This is a genomic window from Streptomyces sp. NBC_00390 (genome assembly GCF_036057275.1).
In the GTDB taxonomy this organism is placed as follows: domain Bacteria; phylum Actinomycetota; class Actinomycetes; order Streptomycetales; family Streptomycetaceae; genus Streptomyces.
In genome coordinates, this window is sequence record NZ_CP107945.1 from 7,389,430 (window position 1) to 7,414,221 (window position 24,792).

The window sequence follows — 24,792 nt, forward strand, 5'->3', positions numbered from 1 at the left end:
GGTGACCGAGACTCGAGATGGGGGCGAGCATGCCCATGCTTAAAGGGGCCAATACTTCGGTGCCCGCGCAGCGCGTTCGCGTCGAATTGGGATGGGGAGCGGGGCAAGGGGTGCCGGACGTCGACGCGTCGGCGCTCCTCCTTGCCTCCGGCAAGGTCCGATCGGACGCCGACTTCGTCTTCTACAACCAGCCCGACCATGCCTCCGGCGCCGTGCACTACGAGGGGAAGCAGACCACGGCGGACTCGGTGACCGACGCGGTGACGGTCGACCTCGAACGGGTGGAGAGCGCGATCGAGACGATCGTGCTGGCGGCGTCGGCCGACGGCGGCACCTTCGGCCAGGTCCCGGGGCTGCACATCAGGGTGCTCGACGCGGCGTCCGGGGCCGAGATCGCGCGGTACGACAGCGCCGACGCCACGGTCGAGACGGCTTTCGTCCTCGGAGAGCTCTACCGGCGCCAGGGCGCCTGGAAGTTCCGCGCCGTGGGCCAGGGCTACGGGAGCGGACTCGCGGGACTGGCGACGGACTTCGGCATCACGGTCGACGAACCGCAGCAGCCGACGCCACCGCCTCCCGCACCGCCCGTCGCCGCCCCTGTACCGCCCGCCCCGATGGCACCCCCGCCGCCGCCCCCGCCCGGAGCGGCCGCCACCGCTCCGCCCGCGCCCGTACGTCTCACCAAGGTCACCCTGACGAAGGACGCCCCGTCCGTCTCCCTCACCAAGCAGGGCGGCACCTCCGGGGCGATGCGCGTCAACCTCAGCTGGCAGGTACGCAAGCAGTTCCAGGGCTGGGGGGCCAAGCTCGGCCGGGCCGTCGCCATGCACGGCGATCTCGACCTCGACCTGTGTGCCCTGTACGAACTGACCGACGGCCGCAAGGGCGTCGTCCAGGCCCTCGGCAACGCCTTCGGCGCGCTCCACCAGCCCCCGTACATCCATCTCGACGGCGACGACCGCACCGGCGGCACGCCCGGCGAGAACCTCACGATCAACCTCGATCACAAGAACGAGATCCGCCGCGTCGTCATCTTCGTGACCATCTACGCGGGGGCCCGCAGCTTCGCCGATCTGGACGCGACGGTGACACTGCAGCCCCAGAACGGCGCGGCCATCGACTTCTCGCTCGGCGAGTGCACCGTGCCGTCGACCGTCTGCTCGCTCGCGCTGATCACCAACACCGGCTCCGACCTCGTCGTGCAGCGCGAGGCCCGCTTCCTCGTTCCCGAGCGGGGCGTGAGCCCGCAGCGCACCATCGACTACACGTACGGGTGGGGCATGAACTGGACACCGGGCAGGAAGTGACCCTCAGCGGTCGGGCGCGGCCTCGGGGCGTGCGTAGGTACGTCCCTTCCAGGCCGCGCCCCGGCCACGGTGGTGCTGTACCGCCGAGTCCACTGTCATCAGCAGGTACAGCACGGCGGTGAACGGCAGTGTGGGAGCGAGCAGAAGCGGCTGGCGGTAGTGGCCCAGCATCGGCAGATACGTTGCCGTCATCACTGCCCAGGCCAGGCCCCCGGCCCAGGCGGCCGGGCCGTCGCCGGTCGCCAGACCGGTGAACAGCGCCACGGGCGGAACGAGATAGACCAGCACCAGACCGGCCACTGTCCCGGCGAGCAGCAGCACGCTGTGGCGCAGCTGGGCGTACGCACTGCGGGAGACCATCCGCCACAGATCCGCCAGCCGCGGATACGGGCGCATGCTGTACACCCCGTCCGCGAGGCCCAGCCAGATCCGTCCGTCCGATTCCCGCACGGCGCGTGCGAGAGAGACATCGTCGATCACGGCCTGGTGGATCGAGCGCGGAACGTCCGCCCGCCGCGCACTCTCGGCGCGCAGCAGCACACAGCCCCCCGCCGCCGCGGCCGTCCGCGACCCGGCCCTGTTGACCCGGCGGAACGGATACAGCTGGGAGAAGAAGTAGACGAACGCGGGCACCACCAGCCGCTCCCACCCGCTGGCGACCCTCAGCCGCGCCATCTGGGAGACGAGATCCAGGCCGTTCGCGTCGGCGGCGGCCACCAACTCGCGCAGACTGTCCGGGTTGTGGGCGATATCGGCGTCCGTCAGCAGCAGATACTCCGGATCGCCGGCGCCGGCCAGCGCCATGCCGTGCCGCAGCGCCCACAGCTTTCCCGTCCAGCCGGGCGGGGGATCCCCGGGAACCGCCACCCGCAACGGCAGTCCGCCGTACCGGCCGGCCAGCGCACGGGCCACATCCCCGGTGCCGTCACTGCTCCCGTCGTCGACGAGCACGATCTCCGCCCGTCCGGGATAGTCCTGCGCCAGCAGGGACGGCAGGGTCAGCGGCAGCACCTCGGCCTCGTCCCTGGCCGGCACGACGACGGCGACATCCGGCCAGCGCACGGGGGCCGCGCGGGGCGGCAGCCGCTGGTCCGTACGCCAGAAGAAGCCCTGCCCGAGCAGCAGCCATCCCCATGCGGCAAGCGACGCCACGGCGGTCCAAGCAACAGCGCTCATCCGCCGCAGTCTGCCCCACGGCGGTCGTGCCGCAAGGGCGGTCGACTATGGTGACCGGGTGAAGATCGCGCTCATGGACTCCGGAATCGGCCTGCTCCCGGCTGCCGCCGCGGTGCGTCGGCTGCGGCCCGACGCCGATCTTGTCCTCTCCTCCGACCCCGACGGCATGCCCTGGGGCCCCCGAACACCCGCAGGCATCACCGAGCGTGCGCTCGCAGTGGCCCGGGCAGCGGTGGCCCACGGCCCCGACGCGCTGATCGTCGCCTGCAACACCGCGTCGGTGCACGCCCTGGCCGCCCTGCGCGCGGAGCTGGAGCCCCGGATACCCGTCATCGGCACCGTCCCCGCGATCAAGCCGGCCGCGGCCGGTGGCGGTCCCGTCGCCATCTGGGCCACCCCGGCCACCACGGGCAGCCCCTACCAGCGCGGCCTGATCCGCGACTTCGCCGGTTCCGTCGAGGTCACCGAGGTCCCCTGCCCCGGGCTCGCCGACGCCGTCCAGCAGGCCGACGAGAGTGCCGTCGACAAGGCGGTCGCCGCCGCGGCCGCGCTCACTCCCGCCGGTGTACGGGCCGTCGTCCTGGGCTGCACCCACTACGAGCTGGTCGCCGAGCGCATCCGGGCCGCCGTGCAGGATCCCGCGGAACCGCCCGTCGTGCTGCACGGATCGGCCGGTGCGGTCGCCGCCCAGGCCCTGCGGCGCGTCGGCATCGCCGCCGCCCCTGAAGCGGAACCGAGCGATGGGCTCACCGTGCTGCTCAGCGGACGGGAAGCCGTACTGCCGGAATCCGCTCTTCGCTATGCCGAAGGCCGCTTGCTGCAGGCGATCGACTCGGTCCGCCGACCCGTCTGACGGGCAGAAGCGGAATCCCCGTCCCGGGTGGCGGGACCGCTGCTCGACCAGCGGATGCTGGGTACTCTCCTAAACATGAGGCACCACTCCGATCGCCAGGGGCACGGCCTTGAATCCGTCCCCGAGGTCTGGACCGGCCGCGCGACCAACCGTCTGCAGTGGCTGCTCGCCATGGCAGGTGCGGCCTGCCTGGCACTCGGCGTCGAACTCGCCGTCGACTCCAGCTGGGCCACGGGCATCGTGCCGCTGCTGATGGCCGTGATCGGCTGCGTGGCGGCAGGACTGCTGATGCTCTACGGGACCATCGCCTTCGTCCATGTCGCCGTCAAGGTCGACAGGAACGCCCTCGAGGTGCGCTGCGGCCACATGGGGCTGCCGCGCCGCCGTATCCCGCTGGCCCAGGTGGTGGGCGTCGAGGTGGTGCCCCAGGTGACGCCGCGGGAGTGGGGAGGATGGGGACACCGCTGGCGTCCTGAGCGGGGCACTGCTGTGATCGTGCGACGTGGGGAGGGCATCCTCGTCACGCTGGCGGACGGCAGGACGTTCACGGTGACCGTCGACGACGCGGAGACGGCGGTCCGGGTCATCCGGTACCGCCTGAACCGGGCGGACACGGGGACCGGGACCGGCACCGGCACCCCGATAGGGGCGTAACGCGTCCCGCGCCGTGCCCGATCAGGGATCAGCGGCCGGTCGGCGACGACGGGCGACCGCGGACGGCCGACCACCGGCCGCCTGGGTCTCGCGTCGTGGAGTGTTCCGCCGCCCCGACAGCAGGCTCCGGCGCCCGCGTGCCGCGGAGTGGCTCCCTCGGTGAAGGCTCTCTCACGGGCGGCTGTCCGCCTGTGTCCTGTCCGGCCGCGCGGTGCTCGCCGCCACCCGTTCGGAGCAGCCGTCGCCCGCCACGCGCGCCGTCGCCAGTCCTGCCAGCAGGCCCGCCCCCGCCGTCACGGGCGTGAAGCTCAGTGCGTTGCCGACCGTCGCGAGGAACGCGAGCGCCGTGAGTGCCGCGCCCGCGCCGAGGACCACCGCCGTGGGGCGGGGCGAGCGCCACAGGCCGTGCAGGATCCAGCCGAAGGCTCCCGCCAGCAGTGCCACTCCCACCACGCCCTGCTCTGCCGCCTGCTGCAGCGGCGCCGAGTGCGGCTTGCCGTCAGAACCGAGTGACTGCTGTGCCGTGGCGCTCAGTTTGCCGAAGCGCTCCGGCCCGACCCCTCGGACAGGGTTCTCTTCGGCCAGCTCCACCGCGTCGTGCCACAGCGCCACCCGGTTGGGCGTGAGCGCACCTTCGAGTGAAACCGTGAGCCCGCCCGGCAGCGCATCCGCGGCCATGCCCCAGGCCGTGCCGGCCACCAGGCCGCTCGCGAGCGCCAGTCCCACCAGTGCGGGGGCACGCCGGCGGATCCGGGTCGCGGCAAGCGAGCACAGCACAACAGCGAGGCCGGCCACCGCACCGGACAGCGACCCGATCGCCACGGCCACACAGGCCACGGCGAGCGCCAGCAGTCGCAGGGCGAGCCGCAGCCAGACGGGACGTGCGGCCGACGCGGCGCAGCAGGCCGCGCCCGTGGCCAGCACCAGCAGCGCGGCGGTCGCACCCGTGTGTCCGGGCTGGGAGGCGCCGCCCGCGGTGGCCCCGGGGATGCCCTGGCCGGAGGCGATCGCCAGACCGAGCCCGCCGAGTGCCGCGGCAGCGGCGGCGGCGACCGGTAGAACGCTGGCGCAGATACGGCCGAACGCATACCCCGCAGCGACGGCGAACACGGCGAGCAGCACACCTTCGGGCCGGGACTCCCGCCCCGCGGCGCTGACCAGCGACCACACGGCGCATGCGCCGAGTACGACAGCACCGGCGACGTCGGGCACCCTGCCGCGCTCCCGTGCCACGGACCGTGCGTCCGGTGCATCTCCCATTCATCGCCCCCGTATCCCCGCCGACCCCAGAGTATGACGGGCCCCATGCGCATCAGGACGGGCCGGGGGCCGGCGCACACGGTAACTGCAGTCGTGGCGGTTTGGCACCGCTATGCGCAGGAACGTTGCTGCAAAGTCCACCCACCGCACTGCCCGGCACCCACCGCACTGCCCGGCCCACAGCGCACCGCCGTAGACTCCGCCAGGTGAGTGCCACCATCACCCCCGTCGACACCACCCGCCCGGCCCCCTCGGCCGGACGACCGCTGCTGCAGTGGCTCGTACGGCCCGGCGCTGCCGCGCTCTCCGGTGTCCTGCTCTTCCTGAGCTTTCCGCCACGGCCCCTGTGGTGGCTGGTGCTCCCCGGGTTCGCCCTGCTCGGCCGGACCCTGCGCGGGCGGGGCCCGAGGGCAGCGCTGGGTCTCGGGTATCTCGCCGGTCTCGGATTTCTGCTGCCCCTGCTGATCTGGACCGGCGTGGAGGTCGGCCCGGTGCCGTGGCTGGCACTGGCCGCGCTGGAGGCGCTGTTCGTCGCCGTCACCTGCGTGGGGATCGCCGCGGTCTCCCGGCTGCCGGTGTGGCCCCTCTGGGGAGCGGCCGTCTGGATCGCCGGCGAGGCGGTCCGCGCACACGTGCCGTTCGGCGGCTTCCCCTGGGGCAAGATCGCCTTCGGGCAGGCGGACGGGTTCTTCCTGCCGCTCGCGGCCGTCGGCGGAACACCCCTGCTCAGTTTCGCCGTCGCGCTGTGCGGTTTCGGTCTGTACGAGACCCTCCGCCAGGTGCTCGTACGGCGCCGCACCGGCGAACTCCCGCGCGGCACGGCGGTCGTGGCCCTGCTCTGTCTCCTCGTCCCTGTCGTCGCGGGTCTCGCCGCCCGTCCCCTCGTGGACGACTCCGCCGAGGACGGCACCGCGACCGTTGCCGCGATCCAGGGGAACGTGCCGCGCCTCGGATTCGACTTCAACGCCCAGCGCCGTGCGGTGCTCGACAACCACGCCGAACGCACGGAGCAGCTCGCCGACGACGTGGCGGCGGGCAAGGTGCCCCAGCCGGACTTCGTCCTGTGGCCGGAGAACTCCTCCGACCTCGACCCGTACCGCAACGGCGACGCACGCAGGGTCATCGACGCGGCGGTGAAGGCGATCGGCGTGCCGACCGTCGTCGGAGCGGTGGTCACCCCCGAGACCGGCAAGCTCCGCAACACCCTCATCGAGTGGGACCCGGCGCGCGGTCCGGTGGACACGTACGACAAGCGCCATGTCCAGCCCTTCGGCGAGTACATCCCGCTGCGGCCTCTCGTGCGGATCTTCAACGCCGACGTCGACCGCGTCCGCCGCGACTTCGGACCCGGTCACAAGGTCGGGGTCTTCGACCTCGCGGGCACCAAGGTCGGCCTGGTCACCTGCTACGAGGCCGCCTTCGACGACGCGGCCCGCGACACCGTCACCAACGGCGCCCAGCTCATCTCCGTACCGAGCAACAACGCCACCTTCGGGCGCAGCGAGATGACCTACCAGCAACTGGCGATGTCCCGGGTCCGGGCCGTGGAGCACAGCCGGTCGGTCGTGGTTCCCGTCACCAGCGGCGTGAGCGCGGTCATCATGCCGGACGGGCGCATCGTCCAGCAGACCAAGATGTTCACGCCGGACGCGCTGGTCGCCGAGGTGCCGCTCCGCTCCTCGCTGACCCCTGCCACGCGCCTCGGCGTCTGGCCGGAGGTGGCGCTGCTGCTGCTGGCGGCCGGGGCGCTCGGCAAGGTCACCGTCTCGGCCGTGCGCGGGTGGCGGCAGCGGAAGGCCGGCCGGGGCGCCGCTGACGCCGGTTAGATCCGGGCCCGAGTGCGGGGCAGGGGCCCGTTAGGGTCGACGCCATGGGCACCCCTGACTTCATCCGAGAGATCCGGGCCACCGCCGGACACCAGCTGCTGCTCCTGCCGGGCGTCAGTGCCGTGGTCCTCGACGACGAGGGACAGGTACTGCTCGGCAGGCGCGCCGACACCGGCACATGGTCGATCATCGGCGGGATCCCGGAACCGGGCGAGGAACCGGCTGCCACGGCGGAACGCGAGGTGTACGAGGAGACGGCGGTGCGCTGCGTCGCGGAACGCGTCGTGCTGGTGCAGGCGCTGCCCAAGCCCGTCACCTACCCCAACGGCGACCGGTGCCAGTACATGGACGTCACCGTGCGCTGCCGGGCGGTGGGCGGCGAGCCCCGGGTGAATGACGACGAGTCGCTGGAGGTGGGTTTCTTCCCGCTGGACGCGCTGCCGGAGCTCAAGCCCTTCGCAACCTTCCGGATCAAGCAGGCACTCACCGATGGACCGGCATGGTTCCAACCCACCACCGAGCGATGAAGTATGGGTGGGGACCACATCGGTCAGCGGATCATCGCTGCTTAGGGTGCCCATCATGACCGCGCCCACCACTTCAGGTCCCGCACCGCACTCCGTCACGCTCGATCTCGGCGGCAGAACCGCACTCGTCACCGGCGCCGCGAGTGGCATCGGCCGCGCCTGCGCGCTGCGGCTCGCAGCCGCCGGGGCGAAGGTCAGGGCCGTCGACCGGGACGCCGACGGGCTCGCCTCCCTTGCCGAGGGGATCACCGGCCTGGCGGGCGCCCTGGAACCGCTGGTCCTGGACCTGACCGACCTCGAAGCCGCCGAGGCGGCCGCGGCCGGTACGGACATCCTGGTCAACAACGCGGGGCTGCAACTGGTCCGGCCCATCGAGGAGTTCCCGCCGGACGTCTTCCACACCGTGCTCACCGTGATGCTGGAAGCGCCGTTCCGGCTGATCCGGGGCGCGCTGCCGCACATGTACGCCCAGGGCTGGGGCCGCATCGTGAACCTCTCGTCCGTCCACGGGCTGCGCGCCTCCGCCTACAAGTCCGCCTATGTGGCGGCCAAACACGGGCTCGAAGGGCTCTCCAAGACCGCGGCGCTCGAAGGCGCACCGCACGGGGTGACCTCCGTGTGCGTCAGCCCGGGCTATGTACGCACCCCCCTCGTCGAGAAGCAGATCGCCGATCAGGCGGCCGCCCACTCGCTGCCCGAGGACCAGGTGCTCACCGATGTCCTGCTCAAGGATTCCGCGATCAAGCGGCTCGTCGAACCGGACGAGGTCGCCGAAGCGGTCCTCTACCTGTGCTCGCCACAGGCATCCTTCATCACCGGCACCTCGATCGCTCTCGACGGCGGCTGGACCGCACACTAGCGGCGCGTCCCGCGGATAGGCCGGCTTCGTTGTCCACAGGGCTGGTGCCACCACCCGTACGACAGGTAATCCTGTGTCCATGTCCCACGATCAAGCCCCCTACCTGGAGCTCCTCGCACGCGGCGCCGCCGCTGAGGCGTACGACAGGCCCGTGCTGCTCGCCCGTGCGAGCGGCGCGGGCCCCGAGGCGCTTGCCGCGCTCGAGCACGCCAAACAGCTCGCGCTGCGGGTGCGCGCCGAGCTGGAGGGGCGACGGCGCCGCGAGGCGGAGCTCTCCGCGCTCTTCGAGACCGCGCACGACCTCGCGGGGCTGCGCGACCTCGACGCCGTGCTCCGGGCGATCGTGCAGCGCGCCCGCTCCCTGCTGGGCACCGAGGTCGCGTACCTCAGCCTGAACGACCCGGTGGCCGGCGACACCTATATGCGGGTCACCGAAGGCTCGGTGTCCGCGCGCTTCCAGCAGGTACGGCTCGGGATGGGGGAGGGGCTCGGTGGACTCGTCGCCCAGACCGCCCGCCCGTACGTGACCGACAGCTACTTCGACGACGCACGCTTCGAGCACACCCGCTCCATCGACGCGGCCGTCAGCGACGAGGGGCTCGTCGCCATCCTCGGCGTACCGCTGATGCTGGGCAGCCAGGTCATCGGCGTGCTGTTCGCCGCGGACCGTCGTGCCCGGGTCTTCGAACGCGAACAGGTCGCGCTCCTGGCCTCGTTCGCCGCGCATGCCGCCGTCGCCATCGACACCGCGAATCTGCTCGGCGAGACCCGTTCGGCACTTGCCGAACTGGAGCGTGCCAACGCGATCATCCAGGATCACAGCGGCGTCCTCGAGCGGGCGTCGGAGGTCCACGACCGGCTCACCGAGCTCGTGCTGCGCGGCGGAGGCGTCCACGACGTCGCCGCCGCGCTGTCCGAAGTCCTCGACGGGACCGTCGAGTTCACCGAGAGCCCGCCGGAGGCCGGCAGTGCCGACGGCCACGCCGGCCGGCACGGCGAGGACTGGATAGCCGAGGTCTCGGCCGGCGGCGAGGTGTTCGGCGCGCTCGTGCTGCGCGGCCACCCCGACCTCGACCCCGTCGACCAGCGCACCCTGGAGCGCGCTGCCATGGTCACCTCGCTGCTGCTGCTCGCCCGGCGCTCGGCGCACGACGCCGAACAGCGCGTGCGCGGCGAACTGCTCGACGACCTGCTGGACGCGCCCGACCGCGACCCCGTGCTCCTGCGGGAGCGGGCCGCCCGCCTGCGTGCCGACCTGGACGCGCCCCATGTGGTCCTCGCCGCCCGTCTCGACGGCCCTGGCACGGACCCGGGAACCCGCGACGTCGCCTCCCGTGAGACAGCGCGAGGCGGCTCCGCCCGCGACTCGGCGGCCCGCGAGACGGCGGACCGGCAGCGGCTGTGGTCCGCCGCCTCGCATCTGGCCGCGACCCGCTCGGGCCTCGCCGCCTCCCGGGACGGCGGCACCGTCCTGCTGCTCCCGCTGGGCCCCGGCGACACCCCCGCCGAGCTCGCCCGCCAGGCCGCCCGGCAACTGGGCGGCACGCTGCGGGAGTCGGTCACCGTCGGGGCCTCGTCCCCGGTGGCCTCCCCGGCAGCCACCCCCGGCCCGATAGCGGGCGCCTACGAGCAGGCCCGCCGCTGTCTGGACGCGCTGCGGCTGCTCGGCCGCTCCGGCCAGGGCGCCGCGGCCCAGGACCTGGGCTTCCTCGGGCTGCTGCTCGCCGACCCGGGCGACATCGAGGGCTATGTGCACCGCACCATCGGCGCGGTCGCCGACTACGACCGGCGGCGTGGCACCGACCTGGTCGGCACGCTCGCCGCGTACTTCGCCAGCGGCATGAGCCCGGCCCGTACGAAGGACGATCTTCACGTCCATGTGAACACGGTGGCCCAGCGCCTGGACCGGATCGGCCGCCTGCTGGGCGCGGACTGGCAGTCACCGGCCAGATCGCTCGAGATCCAGCTGGCGCTGCGGCTTCACGCGATGTCGGCCCTCGCCCCGGACTGATCGTCCGCCGGGAGCACCGGGAGCACCGGGAGCACCGGGAACCGCCCGGGCCGCGCGGTTCCCGGGTGGACGGCGACGCATGCACAGCGGCGGCTCGCACCCCGGGCGTGGAGCCCCCGTGGGGCCGGCGCCTGCCGGGCCGGCGCGATACCGCACGGCCTGCCGCTTTCCGGCGCGGGCAGACACAGCTCCGCTGCGGCGGCTCAACTCGTCGCCGATCCTTCGTCCCGACGCGAGAGACCGCGCGGACCCCTGTCCGCGCGGTCTCCGCACGCTTGCCTGCGCTTCCTTGGGCCCGACACACCCGTCAGGCGGTGCTCGCATCCGCGGTGGCCTGGGCGGCGGGTGCTGCCTCCGCCCTCTCCGGAGTGTCGTCCACCGCACTCAGGTCGCGGTGACGTGTCTCCTTGGCGCAGCCGATGGCCACCACCGTGAGCAGCGCGGCGGCGATCACGTACAGCGCGATCGGCGTCGAGGAGCCGTAGTCGTCGAGCAGAGCGGTCGCGATCAGCGGCGCGGGGGCACCTGCGGCGACGGAGGAGAACTGCGCGCCGATGGAGGCTCCGGAGTACCGCATCCGGGTCGCGAACATCTCGGAGAAGAACGCCGCCTGCGGCGCGTACATCGCGCCGTGCAGCACCAGGCCCACGGTGACGGCGAGCACCAGCGAACCGAAGGTCCCCCGGTCGATGAGCGCGAAGAACGGGAACATCCAGGCACCGACGCCGATCGCACCGATCAGATACACGGGGCGGCGTCCGATGCGGTCCGAGAGAGCGCCCCACAGCGGGATCACCGCGAAGTGCACGGCGGAGGCGATGAGGACGGCATTGAGCGCGGTCTGCTTGCTCATCTCCACGGCGGTGGTCGCGTAGACGAGGATGAACGCAGTGATCACGTAGTAGCTGATGTTCTCCGCCATGCGCGCGCCCATGGCGATGAGGACATCGCGCCAGTGGTGCCGCAACACGGCGACCAGCGGCATCTTCTCCGTCGTACCGGCAGCCGCCTTGCGCCCCTCGGCCTGGGCCAGTGCGGCCTTGAAGACGGGCGATTCATCGACAGAGAGACGAATCCACAGGCCGACGATCACCAGCACGCCGGAGAGCAGGAACGGTATGCGCCAGCCCCACGAGATGAACGCGGCGTCCGAGAGCAGCGCGGTGAGCGCGGCGAGCACACCGGTGGCGAGCAGCTGCCCGGCGGGCGCGCCCGTCTGCGGCCACGAGGCCCAGAACCCGCGACGCTCGGCATCACCGTGCTCGGACACCAGCAGGACGGCTCCGCCCCACTCGCCGCCGAGCGCGAAGCCCTGCACCAGCCGCAGCACGGTCAGCAGGATCGGTGCGGCAGTGCCGATGGTGGCGTGCGTGGGCAGCAGGCCTATCGCGAAGGTGGCGCCGCCCATCAGCAGCAGGCTGAGGACCAGCAGCTTCTTCCGGCCGAGCCGGTCGCCGAAGTGTCCGAACACCAGCGCACCGAGAGGCCGGGCGGCGAAGCCGATGGCGTAGGTGAGGAAGGCGAGCAGGGTTCCGACGAGCGGATCGGAGCCGGGGAAGAACAGCTTGTTGAAGACCAGCGCGGCTGCCGAGCCGTAGAGGAAGAAGTCGTACCACTCGATGGTGGTGCCGATCAGGCTCGCGGCGACGATGCGCTTGAGTGAACTGGGGGTGGGTGGAGCGGTTGCCGAGGCAGCCATGGTCACCACTTCCGAGCGGGGACGGGGACGTTTACGTGTCGCCACACCGTAGAAACGCGCAGGTCAGTGGCACATGTGCTGGGACACCATACTTCGGCCGCCCGCTGTGCGCGCGACCACCATGATGGGAGTGCGGGGCTGGGGCAGGGTCGAATTGGCGCAGGGAAGGGGCCTGCCGGAGTCGCGCGATACGCCACAGTTTGGTGACCCGCTGCTGATTCTCGTGCTGGTTCGGTGCTGACCTGAAACCCCACGTCAGCACCCCTGATCACCTCTCCCGTGCTGACTTGGTGCTGACTACGCAGCGTTGAGCTTTGACATTCCGTACGGATGGGGATATCGGCAAGGCGCTCGCCGACGGCTGCCGGGACAACCCGGGGGTGGACACTCCACGCTGCGCCGACTGTACGAGGCCAGTTCGCACCGGTACCCCGGAGCGGCCGCGGCGCCAGTGCTCAGCGACGACTGGACGGGACGGATCGTCAGCACGTACACCCCCGACATCCTTCGTGACCTGGCCCGACGTTTCGGCGGCGACGGCCCCTACTGCCCCGCGCCGTACCCGCATGGTGCCGAAGCGGAGGTCGCGGCCGTCGGACGTCTGTGTGAGCAGGGCATCAACGAAGCCGCACAGTGCGCCGGGCAGGCCGGCACCGACCGTACGGCGCGTGACACCGCCCTCGGCTCCTTGCTCCGCGTACTGGATTCACTTGAGCGGCGGCTCACCCGTCAGGACCACATCCTGGGCGACGAATTAACCGCTGCCGATGTGCAGTTGTGGGTGACCCTGGTACGGCTCGACACCGTGCACCGCTGGCACCTGGAGGCCGCCACAGTGCGCTGCATCGCCGACCATCCGTGCCTGTGGTCCTACGCGCGGCGACTGGCCGCCCACCCCGCCTTCGGCTCCCACATCGACCTCGACGGCATCGCCCGCAGGCACCACGCACACTGCCAGGGGCAGGAGGACGCCGGAGCGGCAGTGCAGATCCTGGACTGGGCGGCACACGCACCGGACAGGGTGACGACCCGGTTCGGCTGAGCATGTCGGATTCGCTCGCCCGAACGCCCCATTGACGACCGGTGACGGAGTCATGTGGCACGTACGGGCCAAGGGCGATGCCCGTACCAGCTCCGGGTCCGTATCTCATTCTCGACGTTTCAGCGTACGTGCCACGCGTGGGAGTTCCTCGTGCGCCAGTCGGCCGGCCAGGGCGCCGCCGAATACGACGAGGCCGACGTCGACCAGCCAGGCTGGAGGACCAGGAGGGTTCCGATGGCGCCGTAGGTGACGGCGTTGGAGCGTCTTCAGCACGGGCGCCCCCTCCAGGTGAGCCGCTGTGGGCCGAGCCCGATGCACGGCGAGCAAGCCAGAAGTGGGGCCCGGCGACCGTGGTCAGGTGGTCAGGCCGGTGAGGGGTTCGGTTCCGTCGATGAAGGCGCGGGCCAGGTCGGACAGGCGGCGGTTGTGTGCGCGGGCGTAGCCGCGTAGTGCGGTGAAGGCTTGTTCCATGTCGATGCCCTGGCGTTCTGCGAGTTTGCCTTTGGCTTGTTCGATCAGTACGCGGCTGTTCAGCGCGGTCTGCAACTGTTCGTTGAGGACGTTGCTGCGGTGGGTGGAGCGTTGCTGCAGGAGGCTGATGGTGGCGACGTCGGCGAGGGCTTGCGCGACGGGTGTGCCGACCGGGTCGAAGGGGCCTGGGTCGGTGTGGAACAGGTTGAGGGCGCCGACGACCTCGTCCCGCAGGCGCATCGGCAGGGCTTGGACTGCGGCGAACCCGCTGTGGTGGGCCTGCGCGACGAAGCGCGGCCAGCGGTCGGCCTCCGTACGAAGGTTGGGGACCGTTACGGGTGCGCCGGTGCGGAAGCATTCCAGGCACGGGCCTTCGTCGTTCTGGAGCTGGAAGAGCTCGAGCAGGCGTACTTGTTCGTCGGAGGCCGCCATGACGCGGAGTTCGCCGTCCCGGTCGGCGAGCAGCACTCCGGCCGCGCTGGCGCCGAGCATGCCGACGCACCGGTCGGTCAGCAGACGCAGGAAGTCGATCAGGTCGAAGTCGGCGACCAGATTGTCGGCAAGTTCGACGAAGGTCTTTGCGAGGAGCCGCTGATTCATTGTGGACACCTTCTGTTGAGACCAGTCCCGCCGGAATGGGGCGGGAAGTGCAGCGCAGTGCATCCGTCGGCCCATGCGGGGGTGTCAGGCATCGTCATCGCCTTGATCCGGATATGTGTCGGGGGAGAAGCTGAGCCGGCGGGCGACCACGTCGGCGGCCACCTCGGCGAGTCGGCGCCCTTGGGCATAGGCATAGGCGCGGAGCCGGACGAAGGCTTCTTCGATGCCGACGCCGAGTTGGACGGTGAGGATGCCAGTGGCCTGGTCGATCTCGGCCCGGTACGCGCCCAGGTCATCGAAGCGCCCGTCCAGCAGCATTCCGCCGGCCGTCGCGCCTGTCTCGTCGATCTGCGTATCGAGCAGGATCAGAGTCGCGATATCGGCGAAGGTCAACGCGTCGGCCAGTTTCTCCGCGTCCAACTGGACCGGCACTCGGGAGTACAGGTCCAGAACTCCAGGACTGATCGCCCCCAATTGCAGGGGGAAGGCGAAGACCGCGCGCGCTCCGGCTTCCAGGGCCGCATCAGCGAACACGGGCCAGCCGTCGCGCAGTTCACCGGTTCGCAGGTCCGGCGTCAAGACGGCCGCGCCCTGCGTGAAGGCGTCCACGCACGGCCCGTCACCCAGGGTGAGTTGCAGCTCTTCCAACTGCTGGCTGATGTCGTCGGTGCTGCACAACGGATGGCTGGCCGCCGTCCGGGACATCGCGGACACCCCGGCCCCGCCGATCGACAGGGCTGCCACCGCGGCGGTGCACACATCCACCATGCCGACCCGGGAGCCCCGTCGGGCTGCCTGCTCGGCGACCAGCACCCGGATCCGGGCCGACCGGCTTTGAGGCATCACCCCGGCCACCGAGTCCAGTCATGGCGGGCAAGCTTGTTCAGTCTCATGGTCGTTCGCTCCCCGAAGGGAAGAACCAGCGCACTGAACATGGTGGGGCCGGGCGGCTTCCAGACCTCCCCGATGTCCTGCCATCCCCAGGACCGGAAGGCAGCGAGGGACGGATGGTCGGCCTCATCGACCAGGGTGACACCGAGCGACGCATGGTGGTCGGTCAGCAGCCGCTGCTGCAGTCGGCGGGCGATGTCATCGTCCTGCTCGTGCGGAGCGACCAAAATCTTGTTGACCGCGAAGGCATTGTCGGACCCGGTGAGTTGCTCGATGCCGGGCGGGAGTGCCCCGTCGAACCCGAGCCAGCAGAAGCTGTCGCTCCTCACGGGGAATCCGAAAGCACATCCCACCAAGGCAGTTGACTCCGCGATCGCCATGGCGAACCCCGGCCTGCGGATGTCGCCACTGAGGCGGTGCAGGAACTCTTCCCGGCTGCGGCTACGGTGTCCCTCACTCGGCGACGGGTCCGAGGACTCCAGGTAAAGATCCGCCAGATTCTCACACAGCTCCTCGGCCTGCCAGCGGTTCACTCGACGCAGCCGCACCGCGTCCATGGCAGACGAATCGGGACCATCAGGGTTCCGCGGCTGCCCCTGCCGGGACCAGGCCATCACAGCACACCGCTCGAGAGGGCAGGCACGACGGGAGCAAGCCGACGCGGCGCGGCTGGGGCGGCCGGGACCGGTCCGCCCTGGAGAGGAGCGGGCAGGCGTCCGAACGGGAGGCCGAGGAGCAGGAAGCCGGAGCCGGTGAGTTCGACGAGCCGAGCCACCAGCGCTGGCGGGTGATGCAGTTGGAGGGACCCGCCGGCTGCGGTGGTCTGTTGTGACGCGTGCAGGAAGGCGTTGAGGCCGCTGCAGTCGCAGAAGGTGACAGTGATGAGGTCGATGTCGATGGTGCGGATGCCGTCGCGCAGGCACCCCTCCAGCGATTCGCGCACCAGTGGGGCCGTGTCGAGGTCGATCTCACCGGCCAGGGTGATCAGCGCTCGGCTCTCTCTGTCGTGCCGGTAGATGTTCAGCTGCGGAATGGGCATGGCGCCTCGGTTCAGGAGACCAACCGGGCAACGGATCCGGCGGTGCCGGACTTCCGGCGCCCCGTGACGTGCTCCCGGCAGGGGACGTACTTTCGGCGGAGGCGGGCGAATGACCGATCCAGCAGCCTGTGTACCAGGACAGGGGACCCACCCAGTTCCCTCCAGGGGGATGCGCCGGGTGACCGGACGAAAGATCCGCTCCCCGCAGCCATCTGTGTTGAGCAACAACATGCCGCCGGGGTCTGGGACGTCCACACAGCAGCATAGTCCTCGGTCCGGTCCCACGGACGGCCGAAAGCCCTCATTCTGAGGGACTGGACGCTGTCCAGGCGGCGGCAACGCGTGTACATATCCGTTTCGCCGCAGGGTACTTGGGGACGTACACCACCTGCGGTAGACGGTCGACATGAGCAGACCTGGCGCCCCCGTCACCTCGCCCGGACCCTCTACAACATCCTCCTGCCCCCTTCTTCGAATGAGGCATCGCGCTGTACGACCTGGAAACCGACGTCGTTGTCGCCGGCCGGAAGCCGCTGCGTGACCTCTTCGCCGATCTGGCCGGGCTTCTCTCCAAGGCCGGCCGTCAACTCGTCAAGGACTACGTCCTCTTCCCGCTCCTCGCAGGCCCCCCTGCGCTTCCGTGCCTGCTGGGCAACCTCACAGCACCGGCCCACTGTCACGGCAGTACGGCTCGACCTGGGGGTGCATCCTGCGCTACGCACTGCCGTCCACTGACCTGGCTCTCTCGGCCCCTGACAGGGCGCCTGGTTCCGCGGGCGGGACGGTCCAGGCGCCGGTTACCTGTGGCTGGGGGCGGACCGGCCACCGCCGCGGACGGCGAAGCTGAGGATCCAGACGGCCACGAGTACGACCGCGACGTACCACAGCATCAGGATCGGGAAGCCGAGCCCGAACAGAGTCAGCAAGAGAAGAAGCATCCAGAGAAGCATGGCCAGGCCTCCAGCTCGCGGAAGATTGTTTGTGTTCCGCGGGGTCCCGGCGAAGCGGAAGGAGGAGGACTTCGCCCGGAGTATCCGAAGCGTCATAGCCCTGCGCCGTCGTCGTCAGTCAACGCCGGGCAACGTCTCCTGTCAACGGGCCGGTAGGACGGAGGAGTTCTGTCGGCGACGCTTGAGCTGGGGCCGCTGGTGTGAGGAGCACCCTCGGTGGAGGCCCGGCCGGGGCGGTGGCAGGAGACATGCGCTGCTGTGCGCATTCGGGGTCGTACGTCATTGCGTGCCACTTCCCTACGCGTGGTGGCGGCTGCGAGCCACGGCGTGTGTCGATGGTCGTCGGGGAATTGCTGGCGGTGTCGGCCCGAGTCGGCCGACTGTTCGGTGATCAGTGCGTCGAAGAGGCCGCGGGCCTCGACCATGGCCTCCGGCATCTCTTCCGTGCCGCGCTGGCCACGCACCGCCGTGTGCATCCTGCGGTGGCCCTCGACACGGTCGGCGTGGTGCACCGGGATCGCGGGTCTCTGCTCCTCGAACTGTTCGCCGTCGGGGGAAGCCTCGGTCTTCTGCCAGCAGCGCGTCGGCCTCGGTGGCCGCATGGCTCTCATGTCGTAGGTCGCTCTGCTGCATTCCCATCAACCCGCTCGGCTCGTGCTCCGCATCGGTGCCTGCCGGGTGGTGCCCACGCGACGTGGGCACCACCCGGGGAGGTCGCGGTCAGCGCCTGAACGCGTCCTTGGCCTTCCCGCCGGACTGCTTCAGGTTCCCGGCGACTCGGTCGGTCTTCCCTTGCCTCTTCAGCCGCCTGCTGCGGGCGGCTCGGCCGATGCTTTCCGTGATCCGGCCCTTGAGTTCCTGTGCCTTGTTCCTGACCTTCTGTCCAAAGCTCATGGCTGTCCTCTGTTCGTCCACTGGGTGAGGCTCGGGTGGGGCTCCCGCGTGGGGTTGCCGTGCAACTTGCGATTCCCGCGCGTGGGATAGGGCCCGGTACGGGCTACGCGCGGCTTCGGCCGTATCGACGCCCGCCACGACTGCGACCACCACGGCGGCCGCGCATGGCGAACCCGGCGATCCAGACGACCAGTAGCACCAACGCGACGTACCAGAGAATCTGCATGGTGAAGCCGAACCCGAACACAATCAGGATCAGCAGAAGGAGAAGAACCCAGAGCAGCATGGCTGCGCCTCCACGCGGTCACAGGGACATGTCCTGCGTTCCGCGGGGGCTGGGCGAAGCGAAGGTGAAGGCTTTGCCCGGTGATTCCGGAGCACCACAGCCCTACGCCGTCGGCGTCAGTCAACTCCGGTCGGCGACTCCTGTCAACGTGGCGGAGCTGCTGGGGAGTTGTGCCAAGGCGGTTGGGGCCGCTGGTGTCGACGGAGCCTCGGCAGGGGCTTCCGCCGGCTCCTTGGGCGGTGGGAGGACATGGTCCTCCCACCAGGACAGGCCCATCACGGTGCCGAGCAGGACGAAGGGGACTGCAGCCGGAACGATCAGCGCGTACATGCGTACCGCCAATTCTCGGATACGTGCGACGTGGCGGGCAGCGGAAAGGGTGCCCAAATGGGGCGCATCGGGGCGGCGCCGGAATCGCATGGCGAAGGCGACTGCGGAACGGCCACGCTCGTGACGAGGCGGGCTCCGGCATCGATGCGCAAGGTGCGCTCCGAGGGAGCGCGGTGACTTCTCGACGCTGCCGGGGGCCCGGGCCGCACCACACAAGCTAGTCGTCGACGCACTCCCTGAACAGGCGTCAGGGACATCTGGCGACGGGCGGGGCTGTCCCACGCAGAGCTGCTTGCGGCGTACGGGCAGGACTACGCCGGTGGGAGAGTCGCAAGCCCCGGCAGCGATGACCTGTTCCGCTCCGAGGAGCTCGTGGCGCACAGAGGGGCCGGTTTGTTCCCCATAGCCCTGGGGGCTCTCCACTGGGCGGCGGGGAGGCTGCGGAAGGTCAAGCCGAACGCGCCAGGAGACGGCGGCGGCCGGCGAGGGGTGCGACGAGCTGATCGACCAACGAGAGACCCCCAGCGCAGGAACGCCGAATGCACAGGGGAACCACTCACTCCAAGGCGATCGCCCTCTCGACCGGGGCGCGGTCGTCGGAGCGGGCCGCACTGGTTCGGGCACCGATCCGCTCCCCAGTAGGCCGCATCCGCACGCGAAGGTCGCTCACCGGCAGGCGGCCACCGATGTCCCCCTCGCACCCCAGCAGAAACTCACCCAGGTGGCCAGCCATGAGTGTCGCGAAGAAGATTGCGCACAAAGCCGAGGCGGTGAAAGGCGGCGCCAAGAAGACTGTCGGTCGCGTCCCCAGCAGTCGGCGCCTGCAGGCCGAAGGCCGCGGTGGTCAGGCGAAGGGCAACATCAAGGAGGCCGGAGCGAAGATCAGGACTCCTTCAAACACTGACCACTCAGCCCCGCACCAGCCGGTGGAGCGGCACCAGGTCAAGTCCCGCTCCCCGGCACCTGGAGAAGGCGCGGGCGTAGGACCGGAACTCCGTATTGATGCGCACCTTGTTGGGGCCGGTGATGTACGGCTGGGCGCACATGTGGGCCAGGTCCTCCAGCTGTTCGCGCATGGACTCGTCCCCCAGCTGGTGTCAAGTAGGGGTCTACGCTCGGCAGTACGAGTCAACAGGGGGCGCTATCCGCAGCCCTTGGGCAGCGGCTACGCTGTTCGGTGAGGCCCCAGCCCCCGGCAGCGATGACCGTTCCGCTCCGGGAGGCCCGACATGTTCGTTCTGCTTCTCATCTTCGTGGTGGCTCTGATCGGCTTCGGCTTCCTCAACCCTATGTGGTGGGTGGCTGCGGGCGTGTTGATCTTTGGCCTCGCCCACTTCGGCCGTGGTGGTTCCGGGCGCCGGGGCCATGGTGGCGATCCCGATTACCGGGACTACCGGGACTACCGCGATCAACAAGACCGCTGGGACCGCCGATACAGTAGGCAACGCCGGAGCCGCTGGAATCGCCAGGACCGTCGGGACCACGATCATCGCGGGTGAACGGTTGGGTGACCCTGTATCCAGGCGCTTGCAGGTGTGCTTCGCTCCGGCGCAAAGTCGCAGGTCCTGGCTCTGATCGGATGAGTTGTCGTACCACTCGATGGTGGTGCCGATGAGGCTGGTGGCGACGATGCGCTTGAGCGAGCCGGGCTCGGGCGGGGCGGTTGCGGGGGCTGCGATGGACACCACTTCCGGACAGTTGGCGGGGACGTTTCCGTGTCGCCACACCGTAGGAAGGAGCAGGTCAGGGGCGTATGTGGAGCGCCGCGCCTCCTGGAGCGGGAAATAGTCTCCCGGCCGCGTCGAGCGCCGCCACACGTACACCGCTGTCGCCATCACGAGGATCAGCCCCGCCAGGACGAGCAGTTCGATCCCCTCGACGTTCCACCGGAAGGACTTCTCCGCCTCGGCCGTCACGATGAGCACCTTGCGGATGCCGGCAATCAGGCCGACGACGAGGAACGGCTCCGCGTCGAGGGTCTGGTTCCTGATGGTGAGGCGGACGGTGTGGAGCAGCTCGGCCACGATGAACAGCACAAGGCCGTTGTCCAGGGCGGAGAGAACGACCGTCTCCTCGCGGTACGGCCCCTGGATCGACCTGATGACGTCGTGGACGACCCCGACGGTCAGGAGCCCCGCGAGCAGTACGAGGAGCGCCGCGACGACGAGGTGGATGCCGTCCTCGATGAGCTGCAGAAGGCCTTGTACCCGGCCGCCCTCGATCTTCGGGAGAATGGGTCGCACAGTCAGCATGCTATGGGTGCCCCGGCCCGCCGGCGCGGCGTGCTGCCGAACGGGTGGACGAGCGGATCCCTCCCTGTGGCGGCAGCCTGGGGGTTGAAGGCGACCTTCACCGAACTCGCCGCGGTGGGAGACGGACCGCCGTCTCGTAACGGGGCCGGCCGGATGAGGAGTGGGCGATCCTTGCCCGATGTGGTTGCCTTTCTGTCGCCGGGATGGTGGTCACCGGGTGAGTGGGTGGGTGATCAGGCGGGCTGGGGGCGTCCGAAGAGGAGGTCGTAGCCCGCGGGGAGCTGGAGCAGGATCTGCCCCAGCAGGTCGTCACCGGCCGCGTCGGCGGCTGTGCTGAGGACAGCGCTGACGTCCCAGGCCGCGGTCTGCTCGGTGGCCCCCTCGATCCAGGCCGCCGTCGCCCGAACGAACCGCTCCGGTGGCAGCGGCTCGGCGCTCTGCAGCGGGTTGAGGAGGACTAGGGCGAAGACTTCCGGCAGGCGCGCCGCGAGCTGGGCGCGCACCTCGCCGACCAGGTGCGCCCCCAGCAGGGCGAGCACCACACGGGCCGCGCGTTCCGCTTCCTGCAGGCTGCCGTACTCACCGCGTTCCTTCACCCGGTCGAGGAACGCCTCGCGTCGCAGAGTCACCGCCGCCACCCTCTTGCGTCGATGGGCTGCGGAGGACGGGGGAGATCAGTGACCCGTCCTCCGCAGCTGTTGGCTTTTGTCGTGCGCGGGTCAGCCGGAGATCTCCCTGCGGCCGGATCCGTCGCCGATGGCGATCTTGCGGGGCTTGGCGCGTTCCGCGATCGGGATCCGCAGGGTCAGCACCCCGGCGTCGTAGTCGGCCTCGATGTGCTCGGTGTCCAGCGTGTCGGCCAGCACGACCTGGCGGGAGAAGACGCCCAGCGGCCGCTCCGAGAGATCCATCTGCACGTCGTCGGCCTTCGCCGCGGGCCGGCGCTCGGCCTTGACGGTCAGCATGTTCCGCTCGACGTCGATGTCGATCGCGTCCGCGCTGACGCCGGGGATGTCGAAGGCCACCACGTACCGCTCGCCCTCGCGGTAGGCGTCCATCGGCATCGGGGACGGCCGCGACCAAGTGCCCGGGCCCATCAGCTGCTGAGCCAGCCGGTCCAGCTCACGGAAGGGGTCAGTGCGCATCAACATCGTGAAAACACCTCCAGCAGGTTCGGGCAGTTGCTGCCAATGCGCTTCACTGAAACCGTTGTAACATGTCATCCAATGGATGACAAGCACGGAGTCGTCCAGTCGATGACAAGCCCGAGGGGGGTGCCCGTGACAGCAGCGGACCAGCCGGCCCCGTCCAGCGCCGACGGCCGAAGCCCGGCCTCGTTCCTCGCCGCCGCGGCGGCCCTGCAGGCCATAGACGACGCCTTGCAGGCCGCCCGGCAGGAGACCTCCGACACCCCCGCCGCCAGCCCCGGCGCGGAGCAGGCCCTGGCCTCCCTGCTGCTGCTGCGGCAGGTCCGCCAGCAGCTCGCCGGATGGGAGACCGGCCTGATCGAAACGGCCCGGCACGCGGGAGCCAGCTGGGCCGACCTCGCCCACCCCCTCGGCGTCGCCAGCCGCCAGGCCGCGGAACGTCGCTATCTGCGAAACCGGCCCGGCCCCGCCGGAACCACGGGCGAACAACGCGTCCAGGCCACCCGCGAACGCCGCGCCGCCGACCGCACCCAAGCCGAATGGGCCCGCCGTAACGCCGCCGACCTGCGCCGCATCGCCGGCCAGATCACCGCCCTCACCGACCTCCCCACCGCCGCCCGCCGCCCGCTCGACCAACTCCTCGCGGCCCTCGCCCACAACGACCCCGCCGACCTCATCCACCCCCTCAACGCAACCCGCCCCCACCTGACCACCACCCACCCCGACCTCGCCGCCCGACTCGACACCCTCACAGGTCCCGCCACGGCCCCGCCCCCACCCGACTGACCGAACACCCGCGTCGGAGCAGGCGACCATTCCGGACACCCGCGTCGGAGCAGGCGACCATTCCGGACACCCGCGTCGGAGCAGGCGACCATTCCGGACACCCGCGTCGGAGCAGGCGACCATTCCGGCATCGGGTATCCCGCGTACTTCCTGGTCCTGGCACGGTGACCCTCATGCAACCGCTGCCCACCCCGTGTCCGCCCGGCCTGGTCCCGGACGCCACCGACGTCGACGCCTTCAACGCCGCCTGCCGGCGGGCCAAGCAGCAGCACCAGGTGTTCGTCGCCGTCGAGGAGCAGGGCCGGCGGTGGCCGGTGAAGGCCGACACTCACCGCGGGACCGGAGTGCGACGCGATCCGCGCGGCCGTCATCCAGCTCATCCGCTCCCGCCAGATCCGCGCCGACTCCTCGGCCGGCTCGATCTACCTCGTGCTGTACGGAGAGCGGGCCCGTGACCCGGCCGCCGCGCTGCACGCCGCCCTGTACGGAGACCTCGGTCCCCTGACGCGCGCCGTACCCGAAACATCCTGACCACGGCGGGACCGGCGCAGCCCTGCCCCGGCACCGCAAGATCAATCTCGTCGACGACCATGGCTCCATCGATCCATAGGACCGACCGACCTCCTGGTGATGCTGGGCGGGGAGTACGGACCCCCTTCTGACTGGAACTCCTCCCACCGGCTGTGCCCGTCCTGGTGCCCGGTGTGCCGGGCCGGCATCTGCAGCCACTCCGCTCGCCCGAGCTTCAGCCACAGCCACAGCCACCCCATCGCCGCGGAGACGGCGAGTGAGGCGATGAGCCGTGCGCCAACCATCTCCGGACTGCCCGGGAAAGCAACGGCAGTTGCGGTCAGCACGATCGGGTTGACGGCGGGCGCGGACAGGAGGAACGCGAAGGCGGCAGCCGGTGTCACACCCCGCCGGATCAGACTCCCGGCCACGGGTACCGAGGCGCACTCGCAGCCGGGCAGCTCGATCCCGGCCGCGCTCGCCACCGGCACCGCGAAGGCGGGGTTGGGCGGGAGCGCCTTACTGCACGCATGCGCCGGTACGAAGGCGTTGACCGCTCCGGAGATCAGCACGTCGGCCACTGTGGCGGGGCGCACGGTGTACGAGGGGCGCGGGGCGTTCTGCGGGGCGTCGGTCATCGTGTAACTCCTTTTCGCTGAGAACTCATTCGTTGGGGACTCGAGGTGTCGGCAGGCCGGGCCCGTCGCAGTGCACATCCGTCACCGGGACGCTCCCGTCGACCAGATAGGCGGCGGCGGCGCCGTCCACGCACGCGTTGCCCCGGCTGGCGAACACGCCGTGCGAGTAGTCGTCGTGGAGCGTGACCAGGCGCGAGCCGGGCAGCCGCTTCCGAAGCTGCCGGGCACCCTCGGCGGGTGTGACGGGGTCGTGTTCGGAGGCGATCAGCAGCACCGGGGGCACCACGGAGCTGCCGAGCCGGGTGCTCTGGGCGGGTATGTGGTGCCCGTACGCGCAAGCCGCCGCTTCGATTCCTGTGACGATCGGCTGCGGTTCGAGACGCCGCAGGCGCCGGAGGTCGGCCGTGACCCGACCCGGCGTCGGACCGGGCCCGTCCGCGCACTTCACGACGCGGCTCGCGGACTCATAGGTACGTGACGCGGCGCCGTCGAAGGGGGTGGCGGGGCGCAGGAGTTCAGCGCTGCCGTCGTGCAGGTACGCACGGACGCCTGCCGCGAGGCCCTCCCAGCGTTCCGTGCGGCCAAGCGCCCGGTACACGGCACGGTCGAACTCGGCAGGACCGATGCCGTCCACGGGGCGGGCTGCGAGTTCCTGACGCGCCCGCCTGTAGGCGGAGCGGACCTGACCGGCGCTGCCGCCGAGACCGAAGCGTTCTTCGTGCCGAGCGGGCCAGGCGAAGAACACTGGCGCGGCAGTGCGCGGCTCTGCCGCAGGTCGAAGTC

At 70.6% G+C, this 24,792-nt stretch carries 24 protein-coding genes and 3 pseudogenes; 10 read left to right on the forward strand and 17 right to left on the reverse strand.

The genetic code is table 11. The features are described from left to right. Positions 1 to 29 precede the first annotated feature (29 nt). A complete protein-coding gene (locus OHS70_RS32830; protein WP_328403517.1) occupies positions 30 to 1,307 on the forward strand; it encodes a TerD family protein in 1,278 nt (425 codons plus the stop codon). A 3-nt stretch (positions 1,308 to 1,310) separates the two neighbouring features. On the opposite strand, the gene OHS70_RS32835 is transcribed toward OHS70_RS32830, so the two are convergent. Continuing rightward, positions 1,311 to 2,483, reverse strand: coding sequence for a glycosyltransferase (locus OHS70_RS32835; RefSeq protein ID WP_328403521.1), 1,173 nt, complete (start codon positions 2,481 to 2,483; stop codon positions 1,311 to 1,313). Between the two features lie 58 nt (positions 2,484 to 2,541). Between OHS70_RS32835 and OHS70_RS32840 the strand changes: the two genes are divergently transcribed. After that, the gene (locus tag OHS70_RS32840) at positions 2,542 to 3,336 is read left to right on the forward strand and encodes a glutamate racemase (RefSeq protein WP_328403523.1); all 795 of its coding nucleotides are present in this window, start codon (positions 2,542 to 2,544) and stop codon (positions 3,334 to 3,336) included. 75 nt (positions 3,337 to 3,411) lie between these two features. After that, positions 3,412 to 3,990, forward strand: coding sequence for a hypothetical protein (locus OHS70_RS32845; RefSeq protein ID WP_328403525.1), 579 nt, complete (start codon positions 3,412 to 3,414; stop codon positions 3,988 to 3,990). Between the two features lie 171 nt (positions 3,991 to 4,161). On the opposite strand, the gene OHS70_RS32850 is transcribed toward OHS70_RS32845, so the two are convergent. Then, positions 4,162 to 5,250 carry an O-antigen ligase family protein gene (locus tag OHS70_RS32850; protein WP_328403527.1) on the reverse strand — a complete coding sequence of 363 codons (1,089 nt, stop codon included), beginning with the start codon at positions 5,248 to 5,250 and terminating at the stop codon, positions 4,162 to 4,164. A 206-nt stretch (positions 5,251 to 5,456) separates the two neighbouring features. On the opposite strand from OHS70_RS32850, the gene lnt reads away from it, so the two are divergent. From lnt to OHS70_RS32870, 4 genes are all read left to right on the forward strand, one after another. Continuing rightward, positions 5,457 to 7,076 (forward strand): apolipoprotein N-acyltransferase, encoded by a 1,620-nt coding sequence (gene lnt / locus OHS70_RS32855; protein ID WP_328403529.1) that lies wholly within the window; start codon positions 5,457 to 5,459, stop codon positions 7,074 to 7,076. Positions 7,077 to 7,120: 44 nt separating this feature from the next. Further along, positions 7,121 to 7,603, forward strand: coding sequence for an NUDIX hydrolase (locus tag OHS70_RS32860; RefSeq protein ID WP_328403531.1), 483 nt, complete (start codon positions 7,121 to 7,123; stop codon positions 7,601 to 7,603). A gap of 55 nt (positions 7,604 to 7,658) precedes the next feature. After that, the gene (locus OHS70_RS32865) at positions 7,659 to 8,462 is read left to right on the forward strand and encodes a 3-hydroxybutyrate dehydrogenase (protein ID WP_328403532.1); all 804 of its coding nucleotides are present in this window, start codon (positions 7,659 to 7,661) and stop codon (positions 8,460 to 8,462) included. A 79-nt stretch (positions 8,463 to 8,541) separates the two neighbouring features. Next, positions 8,542 to 10,473, forward strand: a complete 1,932-nt coding sequence (locus OHS70_RS32870) for a helix-turn-helix domain-containing protein (RefSeq protein ID WP_328403534.1) — start codon at positions 8,542 to 8,544, stop codon at positions 10,471 to 10,473. Positions 10,474 to 10,780: 307 nt separating this feature from the next. Here OHS70_RS32870 and OHS70_RS32875 read toward each other — a convergent pair whose 3' ends face one another. After that, positions 10,781 to 12,172, reverse strand: a complete 1,392-nt coding sequence (locus OHS70_RS32875; RefSeq protein WP_328403536.1) for an MFS transporter — start codon at positions 12,170 to 12,172, stop codon at positions 10,781 to 10,783. Positions 12,173 to 12,533: 361 nt separating this feature from the next. Between OHS70_RS32875 and OHS70_RS32880 the strand changes: the two are divergent. Next, positions 12,534 to 13,214 (forward strand): annotated as a pseudogene (locus OHS70_RS32880) (glutathione S-transferase C-terminal domain-containing protein); the annotation flags it as partial. Between the two features lie 354 nt (positions 13,215 to 13,568). Here OHS70_RS32880 and OHS70_RS32890 read toward each other — a convergent pair. From OHS70_RS32890 to OHS70_RS32950, 12 genes and pseudogenes are all read right to left on the reverse strand, one after another. Next, complete coding sequence (locus tag OHS70_RS32890) at positions 13,569 to 14,285, reverse strand: GAF and ANTAR domain-containing protein (RefSeq protein ID WP_328403538.1); 717 nt, start codon at positions 14,283 to 14,285, stop codon at positions 13,569 to 13,571. Positions 14,286 to 14,369: 84 nt separating this feature from the next. Further along, on the reverse strand, positions 14,370 to 15,140 hold the full coding sequence (locus tag OHS70_RS32895) for a GAF and ANTAR domain-containing protein (RefSeq protein ID WP_328403540.1): 771 nt from the start codon (positions 15,138 to 15,140) through the stop codon (positions 14,370 to 14,372). After that, on the reverse strand, positions 15,128 to 15,505 hold the full coding sequence (locus OHS70_RS32900; RefSeq protein WP_328403542.1) for a hypothetical protein: 378 nt from the start codon (positions 15,503 to 15,505) through the stop codon (positions 15,128 to 15,130). The genes OHS70_RS32895 and OHS70_RS32900 overlap by 13 nt, the downstream gene beginning before the upstream one ends. 284 nt (positions 15,506 to 15,789) lie before the next feature. Then, positions 15,790 to 16,215 (reverse strand): STAS domain-containing protein, encoded by a 426-nt coding sequence (locus tag OHS70_RS32905; protein WP_328403544.1) that lies wholly within the window; start codon positions 16,213 to 16,215, stop codon positions 15,790 to 15,792. A gap of 797 nt (positions 16,216 to 17,012) precedes the next feature. Continuing rightward, positions 17,013 to 17,153 carry a hydrophobic protein gene (locus OHS70_RS32910; protein WP_443062686.1) on the reverse strand — a complete coding sequence of 47 codons (141 nt, stop codon included), beginning with the start codon at positions 17,151 to 17,153 and terminating at the stop codon, positions 17,013 to 17,015. Between the two features lie 732 nt (positions 17,154 to 17,885). After that, complete coding sequence (locus OHS70_RS32920) at positions 17,886 to 18,059, reverse strand: CsbD family protein (RefSeq protein WP_328403546.1); 174 nt, start codon at positions 18,057 to 18,059, stop codon at positions 17,886 to 17,888. Positions 18,060 to 18,162: 103 nt separating this feature from the next. After that, entirely contained in the window at positions 18,163 to 18,345 is a 183-nt protein-coding gene (locus OHS70_RS32925; RefSeq protein WP_328403548.1) for a hydrophobic protein, read from the reverse strand. An 886-nt stretch (positions 18,346 to 19,231) separates the two neighbouring features. Then, a complete protein-coding gene (locus OHS70_RS32930; RefSeq protein WP_328403550.1) occupies positions 19,232 to 19,408 on the reverse strand; it encodes a hypothetical protein in 177 nt (58 codons plus the stop codon). A 175-nt stretch (positions 19,409 to 19,583) separates the two neighbouring features. Continuing rightward, positions 19,584 to 19,751, reverse strand: a complete 168-nt coding sequence (locus tag OHS70_RS32935; protein ID WP_328403552.1) for a hypothetical protein — start codon at positions 19,749 to 19,751, stop codon at positions 19,584 to 19,586. A gap of 738 nt (positions 19,752 to 20,489) precedes the next feature. After that, positions 20,490 to 20,927: pseudogene (locus OHS70_RS39170) on the reverse strand (phosphate-starvation-inducible PsiE family protein); the annotation flags it as partial. Positions 20,928 to 21,160: 233 nt separating this feature from the next. Beyond that, positions 21,161 to 21,556, reverse strand: a complete 396-nt coding sequence (locus tag OHS70_RS32945) for a DUF2267 domain-containing protein (RefSeq protein ID WP_328403556.1) — start codon at positions 21,554 to 21,556, stop codon at positions 21,161 to 21,163. Positions 21,557 to 21,646: 90 nt separating this feature from the next. Further along, entirely contained in the window at positions 21,647 to 22,078 is a 432-nt protein-coding gene (locus OHS70_RS32950; protein ID WP_328403558.1) for an Hsp20/alpha crystallin family protein, read from the reverse strand. A 129-nt stretch (positions 22,079 to 22,207) separates the two neighbouring features. On the opposite strand from OHS70_RS32950, the gene OHS70_RS32955 reads away from it, so the two are divergent. Continuing rightward, positions 22,208 to 22,861, forward strand: coding sequence for a type III effector protein (locus tag OHS70_RS32955; RefSeq protein WP_328403560.1), 654 nt, complete (start codon positions 22,208 to 22,210; stop codon positions 22,859 to 22,861). Between the two features lie 173 nt (positions 22,862 to 23,034). After that, entirely contained in the window at positions 23,035 to 23,316 is a 282-nt protein-coding gene (locus tag OHS70_RS32960) for a hypothetical protein (protein WP_328403562.1), read from the forward strand. 207 nt (positions 23,317 to 23,523) lie between these two features. On the opposite strand, the pseudogene OHS70_RS32965 reads toward OHS70_RS32960, so the two are convergent. Both OHS70_RS32965 and OHS70_RS32970 read right to left on the reverse strand, forming a co-directional pair. Beyond that, positions 23,524 to 24,009, reverse strand: a pseudogene (locus OHS70_RS32965) (permease); the annotation flags it as partial. A gap of 25 nt (positions 24,010 to 24,034) precedes the next feature. Next, positions 24,035 to 24,754, reverse strand: a complete 720-nt coding sequence (locus OHS70_RS32970; RefSeq protein WP_328403564.1) for an alpha/beta hydrolase — start codon at positions 24,752 to 24,754, stop codon at positions 24,035 to 24,037. Positions 24,755 to 24,792: the final 38 nt, after the last annotated feature.